Origin of the sequence: Colwellia sp. PAMC 21821 (genome assembly GCF_002077175.1) — a bacterium.
In the GTDB taxonomy this organism is placed as follows: Bacteria; Pseudomonadota; Gammaproteobacteria; order Enterobacterales; family Alteromonadaceae; genus Cognaticolwellia.
The window spans coordinates 4,440,692-4,457,688 of sequence record NZ_CP014943.1 but is presented as its reverse complement, the minus strand read 5'-3'; the positions used below and the strand labels follow the sequence as shown (position 1 = coordinate 4,457,688).

The following is a 16,997-nucleotide window of genomic DNA, read 5'->3' as shown; positions in this document are numbered from 1 at the left end:
AGATATTTAATTTTATTGGAGTATACGCTCGTCCGATTGGACGAGGTAAACAAAGACAAAAGCGGATAGAAATAGATCGTCGATAATTAATTGTTGCTGACGCTAGATATCGAAGCGGCAATTAAACTAAGGGTTCACTATAAAATGTGAGTGCCAACAGGAAACTTTTCAATTTACTCAGGATATATCGCATGAATAGCAATAACTCAGACTCTATGGCAAGTTTGCTAGAACGTCAAAAATTGGCGCATACACAGCAAATGACTGTAAGCGCGGCAGAAAGACGAGAACGAATTCAAAAAGTTATAAACTTAGTGGTTGAACATCATCAAGATTTTGCTGAGGCAATAGAGGCTGACTTTGGTGGTCGCAGTCAAGGCTTCTCTATCATGAATGATGTCCTAGGTTCACTCGCAAGTCTTAAATATACCCGCGACAACTTAGCACCATGGCTGATAAGTGAAAACCGTGCAGTGTTTTCCCCTTATGACCAATTAGGCAGTACTGCACGAGTTGAATATCAACCCAAAGGCAGTGTTGGTATTATCGGCACTTGGAACGCACCTTTGTATACCTTATTAGCCCCCTTGGCTTGCGTACTCGGCGCCGGTAATAGGGCAATGCTTAAACCGTCAGAGTTGACACCAAAAACGGCAGAGCTAGTGCAAGCTTTATTTAAACAGCACATTGACCCGTTAATTGTGAGTGTTGTGACAGGAGGGGTCTCAATTGGTGCCGCTTTTAGTGCCTTACCTTTTGATCATATGGTGTTTACCGGCAGTACCAATGTCGGGAAAAAAATCATGTCTGCTGCTGCTGAAAATTTGGTGCCTGTAACATTAGAACTTGGTGGAAAATCACCTGTAGTGGTCAGTGAGCATTGCGATTTAGCCGAAACTTGTAAACGCTTAGCCCTAGCAAAGAGTAATAATGGCGGCCAAGTTTGTGTTAGTCCCGACATCATTTATTTTCCAAGAGATAAATTAGCACAGGCTACAGCATTATTATTAGAAAACTTTCGAAGCTTTTTCCCTTCAATCTCAAATAATACAGACTTTGTGCCTATTGTTAATCGCCAACATTGTCAGCGGGTAGTCGACTTAGTAGAACAAGCTAGAACAGCGGGCTGTGAAGTTCACAGTAGTCATGAAGTTGTCAGTTTATCTGCTTTAGTTTCCACGGATAAACGCTTGCCGCTACAGTTGGTGATATCCCCGAGCAAAGCTGAAAAAATTATGCAGGAAGAAATTTTTGGCCCTGCAATTGTATTGCTTCCTTATGATGATATAAATGAAGTGATCACCGATATTAATAGTCGTGCTAAGCCTTTAGCACTGTATTATTTCGGTGAAGACCAAGCCGAGCTTGAGCATTTATTAGCTAATACCAGCTCTGGTGGTGTTTCAGTTAACGATTGTTTAATGCATGCGGCGATTCATGATGCGCCATTCGGTGGTATTGGTGCCTCAGGTATGGGCCATTATCATGGACGTGAAGGGTTCCTAGCTTTTAGCCATCAACGCACAGTGTTTGTTGCACCTGAACATGACCCTCGTGGCGAGTGGGGCTTATTACCACCTCATCATGATCAATTTAAAGCCATGATGTCTGCACAAGTTAACGCCGACTAATACTGAACAGGCACTTTAATAGCCCTTATGGTTAAAGTGCCTTTTATATTTATCCTCACCATATAATTATTCTCCGCCACTTTTTACTCTCCATTCCCGCTAAAAATCGATTACTTTTCAACCCTCGTTCATCTGGACTATTTAGTTTTGTTTTCAGTGTGCGAGGATAAAACCTTACTTTAATTTTAGGTAATATCTTACTTGAAGTCGGCAAACCAAGTGTTAATTCGTCTTATTGATTTAAAATGTTTTTTATCGGCAATATAGAGTTAGCAACTGACGGTATATGTTAGTTAATTTCAGTAAAGTTAATTTGATTTTTATAAAAGGAATAGACAGTGAAAACTAATAAAAAACCATTAAATATAGCTTTATCATTGGCTTTAATTAGCATGACTAATTCGGCTTTAGCAGCGACAGAAAAGAGCAGTAAAAAAGACGGTTTAGAAGTTATTGAAGTAACGGCTCAAAAGCGCGTACAAAATCTACAAGAGCTGCCGACCGCAGTGTCTGTTTTTAATGCCCAGGCACTTGCTGATAAAGGTATCACTGATGTTGAAGACCTCAGTGTATATACGCCTAATATGCAAATATCAGAGACGCCTGGTGGTAGTACGGGCGCAACTATTGCTATCCGTGGTTCAGTGACTATTAATCCCGCTATAACGTGGGAACCCACCACAGGTGTTTATATTGATGGTGTGTTTGTTTCAAAAAATGTTGGTGGTTTATTTGATGTTGCAGCCATTGACCGAGTCGAAGTGTTGCGAGGTCCTCAAGGCACACTCTATGGTAAAAATACCTTGGGTGGAGCCCTAAATATAATAACCCGTAAACCCAGTGGCGAGTTCGGTGGTGCCGTGCGTGTTGGTGCCGGAAATTATGGCATGACCGATCTTTATGTTACCGCTGATTCGCAGCTAATTAATGATAAACTTAGCTTTAATTTTACGGGTAATAAGAAAGACCGTGATGGTTTTTACGACAATCTTTCAGTGACCTCGAAAGTGAAAGAATTTAAGGCGCTTGACTCAACGTCGATGCGTTTTGGTGCTTTATATGAGCACAGTGACACGCTAGATTTTTACTACACTTATGACAACAGCGATAAAGACAATACGCCGTCGATGGGTCAAACCAACATTCCTGGCTTAATGCCAGACGATACTAAAAGTCGTCAAGATAGTGCAGCCTTAGATGGCGTGGAGTTTGATCGCTCAGAAAGTTCTGGTCATGCACTGACCGTGACTTGGCAACAAAGTGACAATCTAACGATTAAATCGATCACAGCATTTCGTGAAATTGATTATGAAGATGGTAGTGACTACGATGGTTTTGACTTACTTGGCTTTCATACTATTCGGCAAGTAAAACATGAACAGACTTCGCAAGAATTGCAGTTTATTGGTGATATAGATGAAGTGAATTACGTTGCAGGTTTGTTTTACTTTAAAGAAGATTCCGACGTTAACAATCCCTACATATTGGGTTTTGGCACCGTTAATAATTTCTATGGTGTTGAATCAACTTCAGTGGCTGCTTATGCCAACCTAGAGTATAAGTTGAGCGATAAAATTACGCTGGCGGGTGGTTTGCGCTGGACATCAGAAGAAAAGTCTTTTTATATAGAGCACCCAGATGACTTTAGTTTTGCCTATTTTTTCCCATTACCACTGACAAACGCAAGTGACACATGGAACAATATTTCGGGTATGGCGTCGCTTAATTATAAACTAGCAGACAATGTGCAAACCTACGTTAAAGTATCGCAAGGTTGGAAAGCAGGCGGCTTTAATGGCGAAGCAGCTAATGCCGAATTGGCCGTAAAACCTTACGAACCCGAAGAAGTTTTAGCCTATGAATGGGGCTTAAAATCTCGTTGGTTAAATCAACGTATCCAAGCTAATGTTGCGGTATTTTATAATGATATAACCAACATGCAAATGTCAGAATTCTTAGGTGCTTATTCCGACATTCAAAACGCTGGCTCGGCTAAAGTAAAAGGCATAGAGCTGGAATTTGTTGCAGCGTTAAGCGAAGATTTACTGCTAAACTTCAATTACGGTATGTTAGATCCTGAGTACGAGACATTTGTTACTTATGATGTTAATACCGGTGCTCCGAAAGATATTACCGATAGCGCTGAATTTCCGTATAGCCCAGATAATAAATGGTCCTTAGGCCTAAATTACATCACTGAAACTGAGTTTGGAGAATTTAGCTTAGGTGCAGACTACAGCTTTGTAGATGACCATTTTGCTTATCATAATCAACCGTCAGCAGACTTTACCCGTATTGAAAGTTACACGGTATTAAATGCCCGTATTTCTTTAAAAGGCATTGCTGGCAGTAACTTTAATGTTTCAATTTGGGGTAAAAACATTACCGACGAAGAGTATCGCATTAACGGTATACCTATGGGGGATGCAACGGGTACCTTCATTGGTGGTATTAACTACTATGGTGATCCGTCAACCTATGGTGCTGAATTAACCTACACTTTTTAAGTTTTATTCGTTAAGTGATGATAAAAGCGGCCTTGCTAGTTTAGTAGGGACGCTTTTTTTTCGTTAATTTAAGGGCTAGCTATCAGCTGTCAGTTAGAAGCTGTCAGTTAAAAGCACAGAATAAAATCGTGGTCTGTTTTCAGTTTTTTATTTGTAAGTCAATTATATTTACTTTATTTCAATAGAACAGCGCATAAAAAAAGCAGCACTAGGCTGCTTTTTAGAAATGGGTAACTGAACTAAATCATGGATTAATTCAGCTATATGCATCAACGATTAGTCAAGCGTATATCCCGTGGTTCCTTTTGGTACATAAACCCCTTCAACTTTACTCAAAAACTCATCTTTGCGCGCTCTTGGATTAAAGAATTGTTTATACCAAATTCTCACTTTCATAAACGGTCCATCACTGGGGAGAAATAAGCCGTTCAGACAAGGTGCTTTATTGGTCCAAACTTGAAAGTCCTGCATAAATGCGAATTTGCTGGCATCTTGGAATTGACGAGCAGCGATACCATCTTCGACAGTAGCCACGGCACTGTCACTAGGAGACTTAACTAATAATGCGTGCCAAACTCGTACAGAGCCATCTTCAACTGGCGTATGAGTAATCATTAAGTATGATTCATAATAGCCGGTCATGTGAGAAATCAATACACCTGGCCCATGATATTTGGTGATTGTATGCAGCACAGGGCTGACACCATCTGCGCTTACTAGTGTACGATGAGGACCGCATTGACGTTGTATCGCGAAATGACCGCTAAATTCATTTTCATAACGCTGTACTGTCGAACCATGAATTGGGCTTAAATGTCCATAATCACAGATATTGTCAATAACTTCCTGCGGGTGTTGTTCAAGTATGCCTAGATCATCAAAACGCCAGTGTACCCAGGCTTTGTCATCCCATTGTGGCAAACTTGGGTGATCCCACTCAGGATCACCATTTTCTTCATCGTGCCATATCCAGATAGCGCCCATGCTTTCAGCAACGGGCCACGCTTTAATACAAGCTGTTTTTGGAATCGGTCCGTCATGGTAGGGAATGTCATCACACACACCATCAGGGCCAAAACGCCACGCGTGGTAAGGGCAACGAATACTATCGCCTTCAATGTTAGTGCCACCGCCATCGATAATTACGTATGAGGTATCATTTTCGGCAGCTAGATGCGTTTTCATGTGTGGACAATACGCATCAAGTAATACTACTCGACCGGTTGCACGACCACGATATAGTGCAAAGTCGCGTCCAAAAAACCGTACTGCTACAGGTTTGTGCGTGTTGATTTCTTCAGCCGTAGCTATCATGAACCAACCTCTTGGAAATGTGTAATCGCCGAGGCGATAATCTTTTGTAGTGGCCATAAGCACTCCTTTAATTTAGGTAATGGACGTATTTAAAGTGTTTTCTTGATTGTTATCTGTTGTAGTATTGTCAGAGCTTTCAGCTTCATTGGCAATTTTTGCTCTATCGCTTAACTGTTGATGATAGGGCGCTATTGCTTTGTAATAAAACCAAGCAGATAGAAGTAACAGGCTTATCATCACAACTATTGCATATTGTAGACCTTGACCGGTTTCACCCGTGGCAAGTAAATCGCTGAGAGTGCCGGTCAGTAATGGACCTATACCCGCACCAAATAAAGTTAAAAACAGACTAAGTACCGCGATGCTAGTGGCACGTTGACGACTGCTCACTAAATGGCTGACGGCGGCGTATGCAAGCGTTGCCCACCAACTATTAAAAAAGCTAAAACCAGCGGCAAAGACAATAGCGTGTGGTACTTTTATGCTACCTAACTGCCAAAATGATTCGGCAGGCCAAAGTAAGAAGGCAAAACCAAATGGAATACTAATTAATACACCTAATGCAGGCATACGTAGTTGCCAACGACTATTTACTCGACTTAGCTTGTCACAGAAATAGCCACTAAACATTGAGCCTGCTGCTGCAAATATACCGCTGGCTAAGCCAAAAGATAGACCCGCTTGTGCCAGCGGCATATCAAAAGTTCGAACCATAAAAGTCGGTGCCCAAATACCATAGCCATAGCCAACCATGCCAGCGACTGCGGTACCCATACAGATCAGAAAAAAACCTTTAATTTGCATGATGTCGCGAACATCACTTAGAAATCTACCTTGTGGTTGCTTACGAACCTTGCTTTCTGCCTCTGTGTCATAAACACCAAGACCAGGATCTCTAGCAAAGATGTAGAGCAATAATGCTAGCACCAGACCAGGCGCACCAAAAAATATAAATACCGCGCGCCAACCGTGCTCTTGAGCTATCCAGCCCCCTAAGGCCATCGCGGCTAATAATCCAACATGTGGACCTAACATGTATAAACTTATGGCAAACGACCGCTTATGAGGAGGGTATAAATCAGATACCATGGAAATAGAGGGAGAAGTTCCGCCTGCTTCACCAATGGCTACGGTCATGCGAGCAAGTGTAAATTGCCAAAACTGTGTAACAACACCACTTGCCATAGTGGCAAGGCTCCATAAGCCACAACATACAGCCACGATATTTTTGCGATTGGTTCCACGGTCTGCCATGCGACTTAACGGGAAGCTAACCGCAGAATAAAGGATCGCAAAAGCGAGACCACTGACAGCACCCATAACAGTATCTGATACATCAAACTCTTGTTTTATGGGTTCTAGTACAATCGCAATTAAATTACGATCGATATACGAAAAAACGTAAATAATAGAAAGCAATAATAGCGTCAGACGAGTCCGACCTGCACTTAATGAATTTTGATTTGCTTGCATCTGCTGCACTCTCTCTCCATGTTGTTTAACATACCTTAACTTCGCTAAGATTTTCAGCATCGTCCTTTTGGACGTATTACATTTTTGCTAAATGGCTTCTTATTGAATTAAGCTAATTTTATGATGAGCCGATCACTTTTTTCTGGAGAGGTAATGAAATCTATGGTTTTAACCGATGGACCACTGGGCCCTGAACAACATAGTCTTTTAGAATATCCTATCACCCCGCCACAAGCTGATGGTTCAGTGGTAGAGATAGCTGATGGTCTGCTTTGGTTGCGTATGCCGATGCCAATGGCACTTGATCACATCAATGTTTACTTATTACAAGATGATGACGGGTGGTACATTCTTGATACGGGATTAAATACAGAAACAACTCGCCAGTTATGGCTGACTGTAATTGAAAAACATTGTAAAAGTAAAGCAATTAAGGGCGTTATTTGCACACACTTTCACTATGATCATAGCGGATTAGCTACTTGGTTAACGCAAACATTTAATGTCCCGCTGTATATGACATACGGTGAATTTTATATGATCAAAACTATCAGCAGCGGTTTGGCATCTTTAGGAAACGATCATCAATTAGATTTTTATCATCGTTCTGGATTACCTCGTAAAGATGTCGATGCGATGCTCAATAGTTGCCGAAAAGACCCTTTTATAAAACTTTGTCCGCCATCATTTACGCGGCTAAGAGAAGGTGACGTGTTAACGATAGGTAAGCGCCGTTGGCAGATTGTTATTGGTGAAGGTCACTCGCCTGAACATGCTTGCCTCTACTGCGCAGAAGACAAATTGTTATTGGCTGGCGACCAGTTATTACCTCATATTAGCTCCAATATACTGGTCACTGAAATGGAACCTCAAGGTCAACCGCTAAAATATTGGTTAAGCTCACTTGAAAAGCTGCAAACGCTTGATCCAAATACCTTGGTATTACCTGCACACGGCCCTGTATTTAGAGAAATGCATTTACGCGCTAAGCAATTGATCCAACATCATTTAGAACAGTTAGATATATTAAGAGCATTTGCGCTTCAAGTAACAGAATTTAATGCTTATCAGGCGATGAAACACCTGTTTAAGCGCTCGCTTTCTCCGATTGAAAGCATGATGGCTTTGGGGGAGACCCTAGCACACCTTAATTGGCTCGAGAGTAACGGTGACTTGTTTTGTCAACGAACAAATGACACAGGCATCAACAGCTATTTATCCACCGATAAAATAAAAGAAGACAGGATCACGCTATGAACATATTAAATTTAGTTAACCAAGCTAAATCTCAACTAATGGCGCCCGGTGCACCTTTCGAGATTAAAAGTAAGAAAATTAACGGCCAATCGTTTCAAGTGTACCGTAATGCACCTTTGAATTTAGCACAGGTAATTAACGATTCACGTCGCACAGATGAACAAACCTTCCTGGTTTACCAAGGTCAGCGTTGGAGCTATAAAACATTCTTTGAGCAAGTCGATAGTCTAGCTAGCTATATGCATCAGCAAGGCGTTGTTAAAGGAGACCGCATCGCAATAGCGATGCGTAATCGCCCTGAATGGGTTATCGCTTTTTGTGCCACAGCACTAATTGGCGCAGTACCAGCACCATTAAACAGTTTTGGTGTTGAACAAGAATTATTAGCAGCATTAGCAACGATAGAGGCAAAATTTTTAATCTGTGATGGCTGTCGATGGGAGCGTATTAATCAAAGCACTGTATGGCCGTCCAATGCCTTAGTACTTAATGACACTGATATTGATTTATCTAACTTACCGACAGTTAAAGAGCTGTCTGTCGCTTTAAATTTTCCATCAATACCTCTCGAATTACCTGAAATTAATGATACAGACTCTGCCTTAGTACTTTTCACTTCTGGTGCAACTAGTGTGGCTAAAGCGGTAGTATCAAATCATATTGCCGTTTGCCAAGCGCTTTATAATATTGATTTTATCGGTGCAATATCTGCCATGACTTCCCCTGAAGCTTTGGCTCGAATTATGGAAAAAGGTCTTGTACCTACAATTTTAACCGCTGTACCGCTATTTCATGTGAGTGGTTTACATGCGCAATTACTCTCTGCATTGCGTGGTGGTCGCCGTTTAGTGTTCACCCACAAATGGGATCCACTTGACGCCATTGAACTCATCAAGCAAGAGCAAGTCACTCAATTTAATGGTGCGCCGTCAATGGTTATGCAACTTTTGCGCGAACCAAGCTTTCACACAACAGAGGTGATGAAGTCTTTTTGTGGCTTAGGTTTTGGTGGTGCCGGTTTACCAGCTACGTTAATTGATAAAGCTTTATCGTCGTTAAGTGAACAAATGATTGGCGTTGGCTTTGGTATGACCGAAACCAATGGCGTTGGTGCTGCAGCTTCTGGCGATATTTTCCGCCACGAACCAAAAAGCTCTGGGCTCGTGTCTCCGATTATGGATGTAAAAATTTGCGCGCGCGGTGGTGAGCCTTTACCTGCAAATAGTATCGGTGAAGTCTGTATGCGTGGCATCTCTATAATGGATGCATATGTAGGCAATAATTCTGCTACACAAGAGGCTATACGTTCAGGTTGGTTACACACAGGGGATCTTGGTTATATTGATGACGATGGGTTCTTATTTATTGTAGATCGTATTAAAGATGTCATTAATCGTGCAGGTGAAAACATTAGCTCAGCCGAAGTAGAGTCATGTCTGCTCATGCATACAGAGGTCGGCGAAGCTGCAGTATTTGGTATTCCTGATGAAGAGACTGGTGAAGCCGTTGTCGCGGTGGTGTGTCCGTTGAGAGATAAACTGATCGATGAAGCGCTTTTGCTAGCACACGTTGCACAGCGACTAGCGAAATATAAAGTCCCATCAAAAATACATATTTCAAACGATAAATTACCACGTAACCCTGCCGGTAAATTACTTAGAAATACACTGAAAAAATCACTTTACCAATAATTTTTATATTTGCGTCGCTAGAAATACCCTATCGCCAGGTTTTTCTAGTTAGATTATAAGCCGTAATAAATACGCTTAAAGCTTTGAAAAGGAGAGGGTCGATGACCAAAACCAAAGATATTGAAAACCAATACGATGTAATTATTGTGGGTTCGGGAGCCGGAGCCATGACTTCCGCAATTTTCGCAGCAGATCAAGGAAATTCTGTACTTATTGTTGAGAAAAGCGATAAATATGGTGGAACTTCGGCCATATCAGGCGGTGGGATCTGGATACCCAATAACGATGAATTCAAAGCGCTTGGTGGACATGATAGTTTTGATGAAGCATTAACTTATATCAAAGCCGCCAGTGAGGGCAGTGTCGATGAATCAAGAATACGTGCTTATCTCGACAATGCGCCTAAAATGATCCGTGAACTCCAAGCTAACAGCCGAGTTAAATTTGCTGTTGCAGAAAAATATCCAGATTATTATCCACACCTTGAGGGCTCACTCGCGGGCGGTCGAACCTTGGATCCTGAGTTATTTGATACCACAGTAATGGGCGATGAAATAGAAAATCAGCAACCGGCCTCACCCTCAGCATTATTGATGGGCCGTATGTCATGGACAGCACGTCACGCGCACAAAGCGGTGGCGAAAGAGCGCGGTTGGATGTTGATGATTATAGGTTTAATGTTGCGTTATAAATTGGACTTTAAACAACGTAAAAAAGGACGTCGCGATCGTCGTGCAGGCCTGGGTGCTAGTTTAGTCGCGACATTGAGACAGTCGTTGACTGATCGCAATATTCCATTGTGGCGTAATACTGAGTTCACCGATTTTGTTATAAATGAAGATAAAGTTACAGGTATTAAAGTGCTTCGTGATGGCCAGCCATTAACCCTGCACGCACGTTATGGTGTTGTTATGGGCAGTGGTGGTTTTGAACAAAACCAGCGCCTGAGGGAGAAATACTTACCCGCACCATCACAAAAAAGTTGGAGTGCTACGCCTGTTGGCTGCAACACGGGTGCTGCCTTAGAAGCCGGACAACAGATTGGTGCCGCAACTGATTTACTTGACTGGTGTTGGTGGACACCAACCCTTAATGTACCTAAAGAAGACAAAGCGCGTGGCTTATTTGCTGAGCGTTCTTTTCCTGGGGCAATAGTTGTCAACAGCCTCGGCAAACGATTTTTTAACGAGGCCGCACCTTATTTAGAGTTTGGTGATGCCATGTACCGTAATAATAAAGAAACTGAAGGGAAATGTATTCCAGCATGGGTGGTTTTTGATAGTCATTTTCGTCACGAATATGCGATGGGACCACTTATGCCAGGAAAAATTATGCCTGACAGCCGCACCCCTAAAGCCTGGCTTGAATCTGTCTATTGGAAAGCTGATAGCTTAGACGAACTGGCAGCACTCATTAATATTGAATCGTCAGGTTTGGCTGATACGGTAGTTAAAATGAATCGTTATGCAGAAACCGGTATTGACGAAGAGTTTGCACGTGGTGGTAATGTCTTTGACCGTTATTACGGTGATAGACAAGTTAAGCCTAATCCGTGCTTAGCACCAATTAATAAAGGTCCATACTATGCGATGAAAATTAACCCGGGCGATATCGGCACTAAAGGTGGTTTGCTCACTAATGATGTTGGTCAAGTAGTGCGTCCATCAGGTGAAGCAATTGCGGGGCTTTATGCCATCGGCAACGCCTCGTCATCTGTAATGGGTATTAGTTATCCAGGTGCTGGCTCTACGTTAGGGCCAGCGATGACTTTTGGTTATATTGCGGCTAACCATATCTCTGCTAATCGCGGCGAAAAAACTGACTAGGTTGAGGATATAACATGAGCACTACTAATTTATTAGACCCTGCAGCCAACAGGGAAGTTGATAGTATCCCCAGGTTGGTTTTTGATAGGGCGAAGCGTTATAGCGACCTTATTGCGATTGAAGATGGTGAGCTTAAAGTCAGTTATCGAGATCTGCCAAATAAAAGCTTAGCCGTGTGTCGAGCACTTATCGCATCAGGCATAAAGCCAGGTGATCGGGTTGCTATTTGGGGAGCTAATTCTGGCCTATGGGTAATCGCGGCTATTGGTTTACACATGGCCGGTGCAGTTTTAGTACCGATTAATACGCGCATGAAGGCGGTTGAGGCTGCTGAAATTATTAATCGCAGTGGTGCCAAGCTGGTTTTTAGTATGGGAGACTTTCTAAAAAGTGATTATCCAGCACAGTTAGCAAAATTATTTACACCACAAACGCTTTCAATTGTGACACTAACACCTCGCAAAGGTGATGTTATTGAATCGTGTTGTGAGTGGAATACGTTTTTAGCAAGAAAAGAGCAAGTAACTGAAGACGTTGCCCGTGAAGTTGCGATGAATATTGATGGCGATCAACTCTCAGATTTAATGTTTACCTCCGGTACTACTGGTAAACCTAAAGGTGTGATGAGCCGCCATGGTGCAGTTATTCGGGCCTTTAGTGTCTTTGTAAAAACCTTAGGCTTAGTGCCAGGTGATCGTTACCTAATAGTGAATCCTTTTTTTCATGCTTTTGGTTATAAAGCTGGCTGGGTAAGTTGCTTGTTAACGGGTGCTACCATTTTACCACAAGCGGTATTTGACGCCGATGAAGTGCTGGCGCGAATTAGTCGTGACAAAGTTACCGTTTTACCAGGACCACCAACACTTTACTTATCTTTACTGGCTCATCCGGAGCTTGCAAAGGCAAATTTAGACAGTTTACGTGTTGCTGTTACGGGGGCGGCAACTATTCCCCCATTTTGATAAAGCGTATGCGTGAACAGTTAGGGTTTAAAGTCGTGACCACGGCTTATGGATTGACCGAATGTGGTGGTTTAGCCAGTATATGTGATGTTGATACCGATAATGAGACTATTGCTGGCACCAGTGGTCGCGCGATTACAGGCACCGAAATTGCCATTTTATCAACAGATGGAAAAGTATTAGGTAGTGATGAAACAGGTGAAATATGCATACGTGGCTTTCATGTAATGAAAGGCTATTTTAAACAGCCAGAAGCAACCGCAGAAACTATTGACAGTGAAGGGTGGCTACATACCGGTGATGTAGGCCATTTAGATAAAAATGGTTATTTAAGCATTACTGACAGGCTCAAAGATATGTACATCTCTGGCGGATTCAATTGTTATCCCGCGGAGATTGAAGCGGTGCTTATTGAGCATCCAGCGATTGCTCAAACTGCCGTTGTAGGTATTAACGATAATCGCATGGGAGAAGTAGGCTGTGCTTTTGTTACCTTAAAATTTGATCAAACACTTGATGAACCAACACTTATTTCGTGGTGTCGTGAACGCATGGCTAACTACCGCGTGCCCAGACAAATAAGATTCATTAAAGAAATGCCGGTGAATGCATCAAATAAAATTGTTAAGGCAGAATTGCTTAAATCACTGGTTTAATCACATCTTGTTTTTCAAGGTAATGGTTTAATAAAATTTGGAAGAGGCGTAATGGAATTTACATTCACTCAAGAGCAGAAGATGATCCGCGATACGGCGCAAGCCTTCTTAGCTGAAATTTCATCATCCCAGGCTATTCGATCGGCTATGGCGACTGAACAGGGCTATGAAGACAAAATATGGCAGCGTATTTGTGATGAAATGTACTGGCAAGCTATTCATGTACCAGAAGAGTACGGTGGTTTAGGCTTAGGTTATGTCGAACTTGTAGTACTGCTTGAGCAAATGGGTCGATATTTATTATGTTCACCCTTTTTCTCTACGGTTTGTTTAGGCGCTAATGCATTAATGATTGCAGGCACTGAGGCACAAAAGCAGCAGTATTTGAGCCAAATTTGTGCGGGTAGTTTAACCGCAACCTTGGCTTATACTGGCAGTAATGGTCGATGGGGATCTGATGCAATAGAGGGCGTTATTGACTTACAGGGCGAAAACTATGTGCTAAATGGTACTTATCGCTATGTACCAGACGGACATACCGCAGATCTATTAATAGTGGCTGCACGACATAAAGGTAGCAAAGGCGAAGCGGGTATTAGCTTGTTCGCCATCTGTGCAAATACACCGGGGGTAAGTCGGACCTGGTTGCCGACTATGGATCAAACCCGCAAACAGGCTGAAATTATTTTTGAAAACGTTACGCTCAGTAAAGATCATTTAATGGCGGAGCCAGCGAACGCTTGGCTACCGTTACAACAGATCCTTCATCTTGCCACTATTGCTACCGCAGCAGAACAAACGGGCGGCTCTCAACAGGTTTTAGATTTAACGGTTGCTTACACCAAAGAGCGCGTGCAATTTGGCCGTCCTGTTGCTGGATTTCAAGCCGTTAAACATTTAGCGGCAGATATGATGTTACGTACTGAAGTCGCTCGTTCTGCTATTTATTATGCTGGCTGCGTGGCTGAAGAGTCTATCAATGGTGGCTCATTAGCGCTTGAACTCGCTGAAGCCGCCAGTGTCGCTAAAGCCTATTGTTCGGACGGCTATTTTAAAAACGCCAGTGATGCAATTCAACTCCACGGTGGCGTTGGCTTCACTTGGGAATACGATGTGCACTTGTATTTTAAGCGGGCAAAATCCTCAGAGTTGTTTTTGGGTAACGGGGCTTATCACCGTGAACAAGTTGCGAAAATATTATTAGATTAATCGACTAAAAATAAGGTAATACAAATGAAACTAAGTTTTAGTCCCGAAGACGAAAAATTCCGTATTGAAGTCTCTCAATGGTTAACCGAAAACCTCGTCAATGAGTTTGAGCAACTTAAGTTTCGTGGTGGTCCGGGTGACGAGCACATGTTTCCAGAAGAGCGGTTAAAATGGGAACAAAAACTCGCCTCAAGTCAATGGACTTGTGTTGGTTGGCCGAAAGAATATGGTGGTCGTAATTGCTCTATTGAGCAGCAAGTAATCTTTAACGAAGAGTACGCACGTGCAGGCGCTCCCGGACGAGTTGGTCATATTGGTGAAGGCCTGGCTGGGCCCACTATTATCGCCTTTGGTAGTGAAGCACAAAAACAAAAATACTTACCCGGTATTGTCGCGGGTACTGAGCTGTGGTGTCAGGGATATTCTGAACCCAGTGCCGGCTCAGATTTAGCCAATGTCAAAACTAAAGCTTATTTTGATAAAGCCAAGGGCAAATGGATTATCAATGGCCAAAAAGTCTGGACATCTTTGGCCCATGAGTCTGACTATGTTTTTGTGCTTGCCCGAACGGATCCTAACTCTATTGCGCACAAAGGCCTTGGCTTTTTCTTGATGAAAATGGATCAACCAGGTATTGAAGTTCGTGGTATTGAACAGCTGACCGGTACCTCAGAATTTAACGAAGTGTTCTTCGATGATGCTGAGTGTGACGTTGATGATATTGTTGGCGAGCCTGGCGAAGGATGGACTGTCGCAATGGGGCTACTTGGCTTTGAACGTGGCGTGTCTACTTTAGGTCAACAAATGCAATTTCATAACGAGCTCAATCAAATTATTGCCATCTCAAAGGACAATGGTAGTCATCAGGACCCGGTCATTCGTCAGCGCATTGCCGATGCGCATGTGAGATTAAAAATAATGCGTTATAACAGCTTGCGTATGCTGTCTGATGCCGAAGGTTCAAATAAAGAAGCGCTTATTTATAAGTTGTTTTGGTCTACTTGGCACCGTGATTTAGGTGAGTTGGCTATGGACGTACTTGGCCCTGAAGCGGAGATGTTAACGTCAGCACCCTATAATTTAACGCGTTTGCAATCGATGTATTTATTTGTCCGTTCTGACACCATTTACGGAGGAACCAACGAAATACAGCGTAATATTATTGCCGAACGTGGTCTCGGTATGCCAAAAGAACCCAGAGTTCAAATGAAATAGAAAAAGACTATAGCCTCACAACAGAGGCTATAGTCAATATTACGGCGTAGACTTGGCGTTTTATTTCTCATTAAAACTATGATTTATAGTTATAATGCTTAACTTGAAGCGTAACAACTAAGATGGTCGAGTTAAATCTACTTATGACCTACAAATATGTTCCATGCAGATCATTTTTTTAATTCACAATGCAAATCACTCTATTTTCAGCTGGGTATTACCCAAAAAATCCACTGACTAAAAGCTACTTCGCGGCATTACCATTGGCGCATCGGTCAGTCCACCGTTAACCCCGTATATTTCACCTGTGATATAGCTAGCCGCAGGAGAAGCTAGAAATAGTGCACAAGCGGCAATATCTTCAGGCTGTCCAAGACGATTCATTGGTGTATTTTTAATGATGGCTTGTTCTATCTCATCATTCATAACGCCTTTAAGTGCATCTGTAAGTGTTGAACCAACACTGATAGCATTAACGCGCACTTTAGGCGCAAAATCTTGTGCTAAATTAAGTGTCATAAAATTGAGCGCTGCTTTACCAATACCATAACTAAGAAATCCAGGTTGGGCTAAGTGGCCAGCGACGGAAGAAATATTGATAATAGCACCTTGACCTGTCGTTTTAACCATCAGTGGAGCACTAAGACGAGACATAGCAAATGCGGTGGTAGTATTAAGTTTAAAACAAGCCTCTAGCTCATCTTCTGTGGTCATTAATGTTGGTTTGATAGCCCCTGAACCGCCCACATTATTGACTAAAATATCTAGTCGACCAAAATGTGCAATCGTCTGGTCAAGCAATGATTGGCGTTGTGATTCATCCAGCACATCACAAGCAACGACTAATGCTCGACGACCACGTTGACGTATTTGGTCTGCCGTGTTCTCAATATCTTCGACGGTTCTTGCCGTTACGACTACATCAGCCCCAGCATCAGCTAGAGCAATAGCAGTAGCCGCACCAATTCCGCGCCCTGAGCCTGTAACTATGGCTACTTGGCCATCAACGCGAAAACGATCTAAAATATTAGACATTTTTATTTCCTTACTTAAATCAGGTCAACATCGACCAAAAATTATGACTATCGCGGATTAATTCAGTCGCGATATTATACGATTAAGAGTTTTAGCCCGGCTCGAAAGTGCTTAAGCTGAACTCAGTAACGCAGCCATGAAAACGTAAAAATAAGTTGTTAATCGCTGAGTATAATGGGTCATATGAATGACCTTTTATACCCAGCAATTAAGTTATTATT

General features: G+C 42.3%; 11 protein-coding genes and 1 pseudogene. 9 read left to right on the top strand and 3 right to left on the bottom strand.

Annotation, left to right across the window (positions count from 1 at the left end):
- Positions 1 to 191: 191 nt before the first annotated feature.
- Both A3Q33_RS18625 and A3Q33_RS18620 read left to right on the top strand, forming a co-directional pair.
- Positions 192 to 1,631: a coniferyl aldehyde dehydrogenase gene (locus A3Q33_RS18625; RefSeq protein ID WP_081181294.1), complete on the top strand. Its 1,440-nt coding sequence runs from the start codon at positions 192 to 194 to the stop codon at positions 1,629 to 1,631.
- A 338-nt stretch (positions 1,632 to 1,969) separates the two neighbouring features.
- Complete coding sequence (locus A3Q33_RS18620; protein ID WP_155866808.1) at positions 1,970 to 4,138, top strand: TonB-dependent receptor; 2,169 nt, start codon at positions 1,970 to 1,972, stop codon at positions 4,136 to 4,138.
- Positions 4,139 to 4,414: 276 nt separating this feature from the next.
- On the opposite strand, the gene A3Q33_RS18615 is transcribed toward A3Q33_RS18620, so the two are convergent.
- The gene (locus A3Q33_RS18615) at positions 4,415 to 5,509 is read right to left on the bottom strand and encodes an aromatic ring-hydroxylating dioxygenase subunit alpha (RefSeq protein WP_081181292.1); all 1,095 of its coding nucleotides are present in this window, start codon (positions 5,507 to 5,509) and stop codon (positions 4,415 to 4,417) included.
- A gap of 15 nt (positions 5,510 to 5,524) precedes the next feature.
- Entirely contained in the window at positions 5,525 to 6,925 is a 1,401-nt protein-coding gene (locus A3Q33_RS18610) for a spinster family MFS transporter (RefSeq protein WP_081182783.1), read from the bottom strand.
- Positions 6,926 to 7,078: 153 nt separating this feature from the next.
- Here A3Q33_RS18610 and A3Q33_RS18605 point away from each other — a divergent pair, with 153 nt between their 5' ends.
- From A3Q33_RS18605 to A3Q33_RS18580, 7 genes and pseudogenes are all read left to right on the top strand, one after another.
- Positions 7,079 to 8,182, top strand: coding sequence for an MBL fold metallo-hydrolase (locus A3Q33_RS18605; RefSeq protein ID WP_081181290.1), 1,104 nt, complete (start codon positions 7,079 to 7,081; stop codon positions 8,180 to 8,182).
- The gene (locus A3Q33_RS18600; RefSeq protein ID WP_081181288.1) at positions 8,179 to 9,873 is read left to right on the top strand and encodes a class I adenylate-forming enzyme family protein; all 1,695 of its coding nucleotides are present in this window, start codon (positions 8,179 to 8,181) and stop codon (positions 9,871 to 9,873) included. Before A3Q33_RS18605 ends, A3Q33_RS18600 begins: the two co-directional genes overlap by 4 nt.
- 101 nt (positions 9,874 to 9,974) lie before the next feature.
- Positions 9,975 to 11,699, top strand: a complete 1,725-nt coding sequence (locus A3Q33_RS18595; protein WP_081181286.1) for an FAD-binding protein — start codon at positions 9,975 to 9,977, stop codon at positions 11,697 to 11,699.
- Positions 11,700 to 11,713: 14 nt separating this feature from the next.
- Positions 11,714 to 12,843: pseudogene (locus A3Q33_RS20905) on the top strand (AMP-binding protein); the annotation flags it as partial.
- 45 nt (positions 12,844 to 12,888) lie between these two features.
- The gene (locus tag A3Q33_RS20900; RefSeq protein WP_353615533.1) at positions 12,889 to 13,317 is read left to right on the top strand and encodes an AMP-binding enzyme; all 429 of its coding nucleotides are present in this window, start codon (positions 12,889 to 12,891) and stop codon (positions 13,315 to 13,317) included.
- Positions 13,318 to 13,368: 51 nt separating this feature from the next.
- Entirely contained in the window at positions 13,369 to 14,526 is a 1,158-nt protein-coding gene (locus tag A3Q33_RS18585; RefSeq protein WP_081181284.1) for an acyl-CoA dehydrogenase family protein, read from the top strand.
- A 24-nt stretch (positions 14,527 to 14,550) separates the two neighbouring features.
- Positions 14,551 to 15,741: an acyl-CoA dehydrogenase family protein gene (locus A3Q33_RS18580; protein WP_081181282.1), complete on the top strand. Its 1,191-nt coding sequence runs from the start codon at positions 14,551 to 14,553 to the stop codon at positions 15,739 to 15,741.
- Between the two features lie 237 nt (positions 15,742 to 15,978).
- Here the strand turns inward: A3Q33_RS18580 and A3Q33_RS18575 are convergent, their stop codons facing one another.
- Entirely contained in the window at positions 15,979 to 16,776 is a 798-nt protein-coding gene (locus tag A3Q33_RS18575; RefSeq protein WP_081181280.1) for an SDR family oxidoreductase, read from the bottom strand.
- Positions 16,777 to 16,997 lie beyond the last annotated feature (221 nt).